Annotated in this window: 10 protein-coding genes; 9 read left to right on the top strand and 1 reads right to left on the bottom strand. The window is 66.3% G+C overall.

Going from position 1 to position 10,774, the window contains the following annotated elements; all coding sequences use genetic code 11:
• The first annotated feature begins 2 nt into the window (after positions 1 to 2).
• The 4 genes from ACPXCG_RS01965 (at position 3) to ACPXCG_RS01950 (ending at position 4,593) form a co-directional block, all read left to right on the top strand.
• Positions 3 to 1,499, top strand: a complete 1,497-nt coding sequence (locus ACPXCG_RS01965; RefSeq protein ID WP_425788586.1) for an acyl-CoA synthetase — start codon at positions 3 to 5, stop codon at positions 1,497 to 1,499.
• On the top strand, positions 1,499 to 2,386 hold the full coding sequence (locus tag ACPXCG_RS01960; protein WP_425788584.1) for an amidohydrolase family protein: 888 nt from the start codon (positions 1,499 to 1,501) through the stop codon (positions 2,384 to 2,386). The genes ACPXCG_RS01965 and ACPXCG_RS01960 overlap by 1 nt, the downstream gene beginning before the upstream one ends.
• Before the next feature lie 5 nt (positions 2,387 to 2,391).
• Positions 2,392 to 2,817: a MarR family winged helix-turn-helix transcriptional regulator gene (locus ACPXCG_RS01955; protein ID WP_425788582.1), complete on the top strand. Its 426-nt coding sequence runs from the start codon at positions 2,392 to 2,394 to the stop codon at positions 2,815 to 2,817.
• Between the two features lie 69 nt (positions 2,818 to 2,886).
• Positions 2,887 to 4,593 (top strand): MFS transporter, encoded by a 1,707-nt coding sequence (locus tag ACPXCG_RS01950; protein ID WP_425788580.1) that lies wholly within the window; start codon positions 2,887 to 2,889, stop codon positions 4,591 to 4,593.
• 90 nt (positions 4,594 to 4,683) lie between these two features.
• Here ACPXCG_RS01950 and ACPXCG_RS01945 read toward each other — a convergent pair whose 3' ends face one another.
• A complete protein-coding gene (locus ACPXCG_RS01945) occupies positions 4,684 to 5,478 on the bottom strand; it encodes a FadR/GntR family transcriptional regulator (protein WP_425788578.1) in 795 nt (264 codons plus the stop codon).
• A gap of 110 nt (positions 5,479 to 5,588) precedes the next feature.
• Here ACPXCG_RS01945 and ACPXCG_RS01940 point away from each other — a divergent pair, with 110 nt between their 5' ends.
• The 5 genes from ACPXCG_RS01940 to ACPXCG_RS01920 are packed head-to-tail and all read left to right on the top strand — an operon-like array spanning position 5,589 to position 10,762.
• A complete protein-coding gene (locus ACPXCG_RS01940; protein WP_425788576.1) occupies positions 5,589 to 6,734 on the top strand; it encodes an acyl-CoA dehydrogenase family protein in 1,146 nt (381 codons plus the stop codon).
• Positions 6,731 to 7,702, top strand: coding sequence for an acyl-CoA dehydrogenase family protein (locus tag ACPXCG_RS01935; RefSeq protein ID WP_425788574.1), 972 nt, complete (start codon positions 6,731 to 6,733; stop codon positions 7,700 to 7,702). Before ACPXCG_RS01940 ends, ACPXCG_RS01935 begins: the two co-directional genes overlap by 4 nt.
• Positions 7,699 to 8,481: an enoyl-CoA hydratase/isomerase family protein gene (locus tag ACPXCG_RS01930; RefSeq protein ID WP_425788572.1), complete on the top strand. Its 783-nt coding sequence runs from the start codon at positions 7,699 to 7,701 to the stop codon at positions 8,479 to 8,481. The genes ACPXCG_RS01935 and ACPXCG_RS01930 overlap by 4 nt, the downstream gene beginning before the upstream one ends.
• The gene (locus ACPXCG_RS01925; protein ID WP_425788570.1) at positions 8,478 to 9,683 is read left to right on the top strand and encodes an acyl-CoA dehydrogenase family protein; all 1,206 of its coding nucleotides are present in this window, start codon (positions 8,478 to 8,480) and stop codon (positions 9,681 to 9,683) included. The genes ACPXCG_RS01930 and ACPXCG_RS01925 overlap by 4 nt, the downstream gene beginning before the upstream one ends.
• A complete protein-coding gene (locus tag ACPXCG_RS01920; protein WP_425788568.1) occupies positions 9,683 to 10,762 on the top strand; it encodes an acyl-CoA dehydrogenase family protein in 1,080 nt (359 codons plus the stop codon). Before ACPXCG_RS01925 ends, ACPXCG_RS01920 begins: the two co-directional genes overlap by 1 nt.
• Positions 10,763 to 10,774: the final 12 nt, after the last annotated feature.

The raw sequence follows: 10,774 nt of genomic DNA, 5'->3' as shown, positions 1-10,774 counted from the left end.
CGATGATGGATCAGGGTCTCGGTTCCTGGGTGACACGTCGGGCCCGGATGTCCCCGGCGTCGACAGCACTGACCGACGGAGACACCGCGATGACCTACGCCGAACTCGATCGACGGGTGACCGCGCTCGCGCACGGGTTGCGGCGGTTGGGCGTGCGGCGCGGCGTTCGAGTTGCCTACCTCGGCTTCAACGGCGTCGGTTTTGTCGAAACCTTGTTCGCGGTGGCGCAGCTCGGTGCGGTGTTCTTGCCGGTGAACACCCGGCTGGCCGCGCCCGAGCTGCGCCACGTGCTTGCCGACAGCGGTAGCCGGCTACTCCTGCACCAGGAGTCGTTCTCGGCAGCCGTCGCGGCTGCGCAGGGCGGCGACCTGGATCTTCAGGTTCGAGTTGTGTCCGACACCCCGACGGCGATGGATCCGTTGATGGATGCGGATCAGTCGCCGATCGACGAGGCGATCGAACACGACGATCTTTTCATGCTGCAGTACACCTCAGGTACCAGTGGACGCCCCAAGGGCGTCATGCTCACTCACGGCAACGTCATCTGGAACGTGTTGAATCTGTTGATCGATGTGGACCTGGGAAGCAACGAGGTCGCGCTGGTCACCGCCCCGATGTTTCACACCGCAGCGCTGAACCAGGTGTTGCTACCGGTGATCCTCAAAGGCGGAACCTGCTTGCTGGAGGCCAAGTTCGATCCTGCGCGCGCCATCGAGGTGATCGCGAATCGCGGCGTGACAATGCTGTTCGGCGTCACGTCGATGTATCAGGCGCTGGCCGAGGAACCCGCCTTCGGCACTGCCGACCTGCATACGCTGCGTATCGCACTCAGCGGTGGCGCACCGATTCCCGAGGCGTTGCTACGTACCTACGTCGACCGGGGTCTCCGGATCACTCAAGGTTACGGACTGACCGAGACCTCGCCGGGGGCCACGATGCTGCGCGAGGCGGATGGCCTGCGCAAACTCGGCTCAGCAGGGACCTCCTGCTTCTTCAGCGATGTTCGGGTGGTCGATCCCGACGGCCGCACCGCGCCGGCGGGTGAACCGGGCGAGGTGTTGGTACAGGGCCCGAACGTCAGCCCTGGATACTGGCGCAACGAGACCGCTACCGCCGCGGCCTTCGACGATGGATGGATCCACACCGGTGACGTGGCGGTGGTCGACGACGACGGGTTCGTGTACATCGTCGACCGACTCAAGGACATGTACATCTCCGGCGGTGAGAACGTCTATCCGGCAGAGGTCGAACAGGCCATCTATGACCACCCCGACATCCTGGAGTGCGCGGTGGTCGGCGTGTCGGACGCGCAGTGGGGCGAGGTGGGCCGGGCCTTTGTCCGAGTCAGATCCGGCTCCTCTCTCGATCACGAGCAATTGCTCGCATTCTTGGCCGGGCGGATAGCGCGCTACAAGCTTCCGCGATCCACGGTCATCCGTGATGAGCTGCCTCGCAACGCTTCCGGCAAGCTCCAACGCTCCAAATTGAAGGAATTGTGATGACTCGCTACCAGCCCGAGATCGACCTCGACGCGATCAGCGCGATCGACATGCACGTGCACATCGAACAAGACGACCATGGTCACCTATCCCTGGACCCGATGCTGATGGATGCCTCCGAGGCGTACTTCAAGGGCTCAGACAATCGGACCCCGACGGTGGGGGACATCGCGGCTCGCTACCGGGCAGCGGGGATGGCCGCCGTTGTCTTCACCGTCGACGCCACCACCGCACTCGGCCGCCCGGCGATCTCCAGTGAGGAGATCGCCACCCGTGCGGCGGACGAGGCCGACGTGGTGATCCCGTTCGGTTCGGTGGATCCTCGGCAGGGGGAGAGAGCGATCGATCGAGCCCGGAGCCTGGTGCAGGACTATGGCGTTCGTGGATTCAAGTTCCACCCCAGCCTGCAGGCGTTCGATCCCACCGATCCGGCGTTGCAGCCCTTGTGGTCTGCCCTGCAGGACCTGGGTGTCCCGGCGTTGTTCCACACCGGGCAGAACGGGATCGGTGCGGGGCTGCCCGGGGGACGCGGCATCAAGTTGCGCTACTCGAATCCACTTCTGCTCGACGACGTGGCCGCCGATTTTCCAGGCCTAACAGTGATCCTGGCGCATCCTTCGGTGCCCTGGCAGGCCGAGGCCATCTCGATGACCACACACAAGTCGAACGTGTTCATCGACTTGTCCGGATGGCGTCCGAAGTACTTCCCGCCCGAGCTCATCCGGGCCGCCGGCGGGATGCTGCATCGCAAGGTCCTCTTCGGCACCGACTATCCGCTCATCAGCCCGGAGCGTTGGCTGGCGGACTTCGCCGACTTGGGCATCAAACCCGAGCGGCACGAGTACATCCTCAAGTCGAATGCCGTGGAGGTCCTTGGCTTAGGGTGACGTCCATGACGCGTCACCAACCCACGCTGCTCTACATGGTCAAGCAAGTCGAGTTGGCGATTCGAGCGCAATTGGACGACGTGCTCAAGCCGCAGGGCCTGACCACGTCGCAGTACACCGCGATGACGGTGCTAGAACGGGACCCCGGCATGACCTCGGCGCATCTGGCGCGCAACTCGTTCGTGACCGCGCAGAGCATGTCAGACGTGGTGGCTCCGTTGGTGGATCGCGGTCTGATCGAGCGGCACCGGGATCCGGCCGATCGACGACGACTGGTGTTGTCGTTGACTGCAGACGGTCTGGCACTTCTGGATGCCTGCCGTGGGCCGGTGACGGCGGTGCAAACGCGGATGGTGCACGGGATGGACGCGAAGGCCACCGCCCAGTTCGGCGACGTGTTGCAGAGCTGTCGCAAGAATCTCGTGGACTGAGAGTTACTACCCCAGAGTAATAATCAGGAAACCTGTTAATCAGGCTTCCTTTGTGATTTGATTCATGACATGAGCGCAATTGACGTGGACCCGGCCGTGCCGTCGTCGGGAATGAACCATCGACTTACGGGCGGCACCCTTCTCGCCAGCGTTGTCGCCGTGATGGTGGCCCAGATCGGCTTGTCGATCCCCGCCGTGCTGAACGGCATGATCCAACTTGACCTCGACACCACCTCGGCCCAGCTCACCTGGGTCTCGGCGGCGTTCCTGGTTCCGATCACCCTGCTGGAGCTCAGCTGTGGTGTCCTGGGGGATCTCTTCGGTCGCAAGCGACTGTTGGCGATCGGATCAGCGCTGGTGACCCTCGGCATGTTGTTGGCATACCTCACGCCGACCGACGGGTCGCACGCGGTGCAGATGACCTTCCTGTTCGGCGGGCAGGTCATCGGCGGTATCGGTGCCGCAGCACTGTTCCCGACCTCGGTCGCGATGCTCGCCGCCGGTACCCACACCGTGAAGGAGCGCTCCAAGTCGATCTCGATCTGGGCCGCGGCGCTGACGGCCGGTGGATTCATCTCCCCGGTGATGGCCGGTGTGTTGGCCGAGTTGCCCCATGGCGGTGGCGAGAACGCAAGCTGGCGTTACGGTTTCCTGGGACTCGCCGTCCTCGGCGCCATCAGCACGGTGATCACCCTGGCGTTCGCCAGGAACTCGTCGTCGCCCAAGGGGCGGTCGCTGGACATCCCGGGCCAGGTCACCGTCGCCATCGGCCTGTTCGCTCTGGTGTTCGGTGTCATCCAAGGCTCCGAAGGGGACTGGAGTTCACCGCTGGTGGTCGGCAGTTTTGTGGCCGCAGTCGTGTTCCTGGCCGCGTTCGTCTTCATCGAGCGGCGGACCGCCCAGCCGTTGGTCCAGCTGGATCTCTTCGCCAACCGTGTCTTCGTGGTCACCGCGATCGTGACCGTGCTGTCGATGTTCGCTTACCTGGGGACCGCGTACGCCACGAGCATCCGGCTCTCGGCGATCCAAGGCTATTCGCCGCTGATGACCTCCGTTGGCTTTGTGTGCCTGAACATCATGGGTGTGATCCTCTTCCCGGTCAGTTCCCGTTTGTTGCAGCACTACAATCCGGGCTGGATCCTGGCCGTCGGTGCAGCCTTGATCGGCGTCGGGGATGTGGCGCTCGCGCTGATCCCGGCGACCAACTTGTCCATCGCCGCGATTGCCTTCCCGCTGCTGGTGATCGGTGCCGGATTCAAACTCGCGGTCACCTCGATCACGTCGGTCTCGGTCAACAGCGTCCCGACGTCGAAGGCAGGTATGGCCAGCGGCATGACCAGCATGATCCGTGACTTCGGTCTGACCTTGGGGCCGTCGGTGATCGGCGCGATAGCGCTGACCCGCGCCGCCTCGGAGATCGGCCGCAACGTCGCGGCCTCGCCGCAACTGACGTCCGCTCTCGATGCGTTCAACGCATCGCCGCAGAACGCGCCGGCACCGGCGCAGGCGGAGTTGCAAGGAGCGGTGAACGCGGTGAACTCCGGTCCGATCGGGGCGAACGGCGTGCCCTCGACGGTGACCATGCCCGACGGTTCGACCCACCCGCTGAACCCGATCAAGGACGTCGCCTTCCACGCGCTGTCCAATGGCTACGCGATCGGTTACCTGGTGTGTGGCATCGCCGCCATCCTGGCCGCGGTGATCGCGGCTGCACTGCTGGGTGGGCGTCCGCACCACAACGTGTTCGCCGACGAACAACACGCTGCGGATCACTGACCGCGTGGCCCGCCGCCGAGCGGGCGAAGAATCCGGTGCCGCTGTCGGTTCATCGACGGCGGCACCGGGCGTGGGCGAGTAGTTGTGGTCCTAGATCCGTGACTTGCGTCCCGAGTGGACGGCCTGCCGCGACATCGCCGCCGACGCGTTCACGATCCGGTCGCCGTAGCGCTCGAGCACCAGCGCCTGGGTGGCGGCCAGGTGGGCACGCGCGAGGCGTTCGGCCTCGGCGGCGTTTCCGGCCGCGATCTCGTCGACCAGCCGGCGGTGGGCGCGAACGGCCTCCTCGGCCTCGAGCTGTGAGGGGTACTCGCCGTGCCGGGTGCGGGCCTCGGCCCATGCCTCTTCCTGGGCCGACCACAGTGCGACATAGCTGCCGACGGCGTAACGGATGGTCGCGTTCGGCGCGAACGAGACGACCAGATCGTGGAAATCGCGAGCGGTGTGGGTGAACTCCACGCCGTCGGTGACCAGGCCGATGGACGAGTCGATCGCAGCGGTGAGTGCCGGGACCACCACCTCCGCGCGATCGGATCGCTTGGCACACTCGGCCGCGCACAGTGGTTCGAGCATCCGGAGACCGTCCGCCAGATCGCGGAGCGTGACCCTTCCGGCCTGAAGCGAGAGTCCGAGATGGTAGGCGGCCGAGGTCTCGTCCGGGCGGTGGACGTCGGCGCCGCCGACATTGCCGCGTCGGACCGTCACCAGGCCCTCGGTCTCCAGTATTCTCAAGGCCTCTCGGATCGAGGGATAGCTGACCCCGAAATCCTTGACGAGTTGCTCCTGCGTTGGCAGTCGGTAGTCGTCGACGTCCAGGATGAGATCGCGGAGCTCGGCAGCGACGGTCTCGGCGATCCGCCGTTGCGGAACACGACGGTTCCTCATCGTCGTCACGCGCGCCGCGATTCGTTCATGCGGTCGAGTCTATCCACACGATGACATCTTTACCATTCAAGTATTCCAATCCTTGTTATGATTGAAGTAATGTGCCCCGCATGGACTTCACGATGGGCGAAGCGGCGGCCGGACTTCGTGACGAGTTGCGCTCACTGATCGCACAGCGCGTGCCGGCCGATTTCCGTGGTGCATTCACCGACGATCCGGAAGACCTCGACGTCGCCCAGGACTTCTGCCGATTCCTGGCCGATCGCGGGTTGCTGTGTCTGGCGTGGCCGGAAGAGTTCGGTGGCCGGGGAGCCTCGGTGTGGGAGCAGACCGTCGTCCGCGAGGAGATGTGGGCCCACCACGAGCCACGGGGTGCCCAATACATGGGCGTCAACTGGGTGGGACCCACGATCATGCGACACGGCACCGCGGAACAGCAGCGACAGCACCTGCCGCCGATTGCCCGAGGTGAGGTCATCTGGTGTCAGGGCTTCAGCGAGCCGGGGTCGGGATCCGACCTGGCGTCGCTGCGGACGGCGGCTCGACGAGAAGGCGACGGTTGGCGGATCTCCGGCCAGAAGATCTGGACGTCGTACGCCACGATGGCGCAGTGGTGCTTCCTGTTGGCGCGGACCTCGACCGGGGAGCGCAGACAGCAGGGTCTGACGGTGTTCCTGGTCCCCATGTCCGACCCGGCCATCGAGGTCCGACCGATCCGCTCGATGCTGGGGCCGCATCACCTCAACGAGGTCTTCTTCGACGAACTCCAGGTGACCGAGGCCAACGTCCTGGGCACCGTCGACGACGGCTGGTCGGTGGTACAGGAAGTGCTGTCCTTCGAGCGGGTGGGCATCGCCCGCTATGCGCGATGTGAGCTCTTGCTGCAGCAGGCGCCCGAGGTGCTCGGCGATCGCTGGGAGGCGCTGCCGTCCGGTCTCCGGACGCGTTGGGCCCGGGAGTTGGTGCGATGTCGTCGGGCTCGTCTGCTCGCATACCGGGTGGTGTCGATGCAGGCCGAGGGGCGGGTACGCCCGGGCGACTCCGCGCTCTACCGGATCGCGGTCACCACCCTGGACCAGTCGAGCGCGGATGTCCTCGCGGAGATCGCCTCGTACACGGCGGGTGACCCGGGGGCCGAACGATTCCGCCTCGATGTCGAGGATCACTGGAGCTACTCGCAGGCGGCGACCGTGTCGTCGGGGAGTATCGAGATGCAGCGAATCCTGTTGGCCCGCGATCTGGTGGCGGCCTCGTGAACATCGACCTGAGCACCGAGGCGATCGACTACGGCGTTGCTGCACTGGGAGCCTTCGCGTCCGCAGGCGGTGACCGGATCGTCGAGGATGCGGAGCGTGATCCACGACGGCGTTCGGCGGTCCTGGAGCCCGTTCTCGCCGGACTCGGGGCCTGGGAGCTCGATCCTCGTGGTGACGCCGACGAACTCGAGGCCGCGGCCGCGCTCTGTCGTAGCGCCGGATACTGGGTCGTTCCGTACCCGATCGCCGAACGGCTGGCGCGGCCGAAGGATCTCGAGGTGGACGGGCTCGTGGTGGTGTCCGATCACGATCCCGCGGCGGCGGTTGCCGATCTCGACCTCCGGCTGGCGACGGTGACCCTGTCCGGGCGGAGGAGCCTCGCGCTCGCGCGGTCGGCGGAACGATCGCCGCGCACCTCGGGGTTCGTCACCGGGTTGGTCCTGGACCCGCTCGACGACGGCGGAACAGCTGACATCGCAATCGGACTCACCCTGCCGATCTGGACCCTGCTCGGGATGCTCGATCGCGCAATGGAACTCACCCGCAGTCATGTTCTCCTGCGGGAGCAGTTCGGTCGGCCGTTGGCAAAGCTGCAAGGGGTCCAGTTCCAGCTCACCGACGCCGAAGTGGAGCGCGCCGGCGTCGAGGTCCTGGCGAAGTACGCGCTCTGGAGCATCGAGTCGGGCCACCCGGAGGCCATCGACGACGCCCTCGCGTTACGTCTGGCAGCCATCGAGGCCGCCGACACCGTGTTCCGCATCGCGCATCAACTGCACGGCGCCACCGGCTTCTGTGACGAGACCACGCTGTCCTGGTTGTCACGCCACAGCCTTCCGCTGCGCCGGCTGCCGCTCGGTCTCTCGGCAACGGGTGAGGCGCTCACCCACCGGCTCGGGCGACACGGCCTGACCGGGTTGTTCGGTGGCATGGCGGAGTCGATGACGCCCAGGGAGTCGGTGGCACCATGACCTACGACCTTCCCGATGAACTGTCGGTGCGCAGCGAGGGACCGGTCCGCATCGTCACGATCAATCGCCCCGGCGAGCTCGGTGCGGTCAACAAATCGCTGCACTGGGCACTGGCCAACGTCTGGCGACAACTCGCCGCCGACCGTGAAGCGGCCGTCGTCATCCTCACCGGATCGGGGCGCGCGTTCAGTGCCGGAGGCGATCTCGGGTGGATCACGTCGTTCCTCGACGATCCGGTCGCACGCGACGACAGCATCCGTGAGGGCGCCGAGATCATCGACGAGATGTTGCGATTCCCGCTGCCGGTGATCGCCGCGGTCAACGGCCCGGCGGTGGGGCTCGGCTGCAGCATGGCAGTGCTCTGTGATGTCGTGCTCATCTCGGAGAGTGCATATCTCGCCGACCCGCACGTTGCGGTAGGCCTGGTCGCCGGGGATGGCGGCGCCGCGTTCTGGCCGCTGCTCACACCGATCCTGAGGTCACGGGAATACCTCTACACCGGTGACCGGATTCCCGCGGCCACCGCCGTCGAACTGGGGCTTGCGACACGGGTCGCGCCGCGCGACGAACTCATGGATGAGGCGCGTGCGCTGGCCATTCGTCTGGCCGCCCAGCCACGGGAGGCATTACAGAGCACCAAACGCATCGTCAACATGCACTTGTCCCAGGCGCTCGGCGGTCCGCTGCAGGCCGGTTTCGCGGCCGAGGTGGTCACGATGCAGACCGATGAGCATCGGGAACGCTTGCAGGCGATGGCGACCCGGGCGGCGCGCCGATGACAGAGGTGTCGTCGGCCGTTGGTGATCAGGCCTCCGAGGACTTTCGGTCCGAGGTCCGCGAGTGGTGCAACGTCCACGTGCCGACCGACTGGCGGACCACGCAGACCGGGGCGTCCGACGAGACCTTCGTGGCCTTTCAGAAGGAGTGGTTCGCCACGCTGCGCGGTGCGGGGTACGCGGTGCCGCACTGGCCGAAGGAGTGGGGTGGTGGGATGTCCGTTGCCGATCAGGTGGTGCTCTACCAAGAGCTGGCGGCGCATGACGCGCCCCGTCTGGTCCTCCCGTTCGTGTCGATTCACCATGCCGCGTCCACCTTGCTCGCTGGGGGGACCGACGGGCAGCGCTCGCGGCACCTGCCCGCGATTCTCGACGGTGAGATCTGGTGTCAGGGCTTCTCCGAACCAGGCGCCGGCTCCGACATGGCGGCCATGTCGACGTCGGCGCGCCGAATCGGCGACCACTATCTGGTGAACGGTCAGAAGCTCTGGGCCAGTGGCGCACTGCATGCGGACTGGTGTCTGCTCCTCGCGCGCACCGATCCCGATGCACCCAAACGCCAAGGGATCTCGTACTTTCTGCTCGACATGACCTCACCCGGCATCGAGGTGCGTCCGATTCGTCAGGCCACTGGGGAGGCGCACTTCTGCGAGATCTTCCTCAACGACGTGGAGATCCCCGCAACGCAGCTCGTGGGGCCCGAGAACGAGGGCTGGCAGGTGGCGCAGGCGACCCTCGGTGCCGAACGCGGGATGACGATGCTCGAACTCGCCGAGCGGCTCGGCCACGGCGGCTTCCCGTGGCTCGTCGACCTCTGCCATCGCCCCGGGCCGGACGGCGCACGGCCGCTGGATGATTCACGGGTGGCCGATCGACTTGCGGCTCTGGAGACCGAGATCACCGGTCTGCGCCTGCTGTGTGCGGAGTTCGTCGCCGATCACAGCGGGCCGGCCGACGCCTCCATCGTCAAGCTGTACTACAGCGAACTCCTTCAGCGGGTCATGGATTTCGGGGCCGAGATCGGTGGGCTCGAGGCTCAGACGCAACTGCGCAAGCCGTTGTCGAGCGGATGGGAATCGGGTACCTGGGTACTCGACTTCATCGGCTCATGGGAGTGGACCATCCCGGGCGGTACCAGCGAGATCCAGCGCACCATCATCGGGGAGCGTGGCCTCCGTCTGCCCCGTGAACCGAAGGGAACCTGATGTCGACGCGGGCCGACGAACTCTCCGAATTCCACGACGAACTCTCTGCTGTGGCCCGGAATATGCTGTCCACCAGGTCATCCGGCCAAGGGCTGGATTGGCGTCTGATCGCGAGCTCGGGATGGCTGGGACTTGAGGTGCCGGCCACCCACGACGGTGCGGACGCCACCTTCGCCGAGGTGTCGGTCGTCCTGCGGGAGATGGGCCGTGCGGTGGCGAGCGGCCCATATCCGGCCGTCGCCGGTCTGGCATTGGGGGCTCTCGGGCAGGTCGAGCCCTGCGCCTCATGGGACCGGATGCTCCGGCAGACCGCGTCGGGTGACGTGGTGCCCGTCCTCGCATTAGACGGTGATCATCCGGGAGGCTGCCATTTTCATCTGGCCGGCGCCACGGGCGGTCTGGTGCTGCGCGGCGGTGCAGATTTCGTCCTCGGTGCTCCCGACGCCGATCGACTCCTGGTTCCGGCGGCCACGTCGGCAGGGGAGACGGTGATCGTGGATGTCGACGCGCAAGCCGGCGGCCTGCACGTGGAGGCGCGACCGGTGGTCGACGCCACACGTACCTTCGGACGGATCACCGCGGCGGATGTGCGGGTCGACGACGGTGCGGTGTGGCGGTATCGCGACGGTGCCGATGCCGCAGTGCTGCTGTGCGATCGGGCCGCGGCGGCGGTGGCGTGCGACAGCCTCGGTCTGGCGGAGGCGATGCTCGAGAAGACCGTCGGCTACGCCGGGGTGCGTGAGCAGTTCGGACGGAAGATCGGGTCGTTCCAAGCCGTCAAACATGCCTGTGCCGACATGCTCGTCGATGTGACGGTGGCACGGAAGCTGGTCGGCTCCGCGGTCCGGCAGGTGAGCGACGGGTCACCGGGGGCGTCGGTCGCGGTCGCCATGGCCGCGTCCTTCACCGGTGAGATGGCCGTGCGGGTCGCGGGCAAGGCCATGCAACTGCACGGCGGCATGGGATACACCTGGGAGAGCGGCGTTCACGTGTATCTCAAACGGGCGACGCTGAATCGGACGTTGTTCGGGTCGCCGGCCCGGCACCGTGCCCGGATCGCGCAGCGATACCGATCCTGATCATCGTCGCGG

The sequence above is a fragment of the Gordonia sp. DT218 genome, from assembly GCF_049847105.1.
In the GTDB taxonomy this organism is placed as follows: Bacteria; Actinomycetota; Actinomycetes; order Mycobacteriales; family Mycobacteriaceae; genus Gordonia.
Note: the sequence above shows the minus strand (reverse complement) of the source record. Positions and strands in the feature narration are given on the sequence as shown.

Excerpts from the sequence above, each read along its gene's own strand:
- ACPXCG_RS01965 (WP_425788586.1), top strand. The coding sequence starts at position 3 with ATGATGGATCAGGGTCTCGGTTCCTGGGTGACACGTCGGGCCCGGATG.
- ACPXCG_RS01960 (WP_425788584.1), top strand. The coding sequence starts at position 1,499 with ATGACTCGCTACCAGCCCGAGATCGACCTCGACGCGATCAGCGCGATC.
- ACPXCG_RS01955 (WP_425788582.1), top strand. The coding sequence starts at position 2,392 with ATGACGCGTCACCAACCCACGCTGCTCTACATGGTCAAGCAAGTCGAG.
- ACPXCG_RS01950 (WP_425788580.1), top strand. The coding sequence starts at position 2,887 with ATGAGCGCAATTGACGTGGACCCGGCCGTGCCGTCGTCGGGAATGAAC.
- ACPXCG_RS01945 (WP_425788578.1), bottom strand. The coding sequence starts at position 5,478 with ATGAGGAACCGTCGTGTTCCGCAACGGCGGATCGCCGAGACCGTCGCT.
- ACPXCG_RS01940 (WP_425788576.1), top strand. The coding sequence starts at position 5,589 with ATGGACTTCACGATGGGCGAAGCGGCGGCCGGACTTCGTGACGAGTTG.
- ACPXCG_RS01930 (WP_425788572.1), top strand. The coding sequence starts at position 7,699 with ATGACCTACGACCTTCCCGATGAACTGTCGGTGCGCAGCGAGGGACCG.
- ACPXCG_RS01925 (WP_425788570.1), top strand. The coding sequence starts at position 8,478 with ATGACAGAGGTGTCGTCGGCCGTTGGTGATCAGGCCTCCGAGGACTTT.
- ACPXCG_RS01920 (WP_425788568.1), top strand. The coding sequence starts at position 9,683 with ATGTCGACGCGGGCCGACGAACTCTCCGAATTCCACGACGAACTCTCT.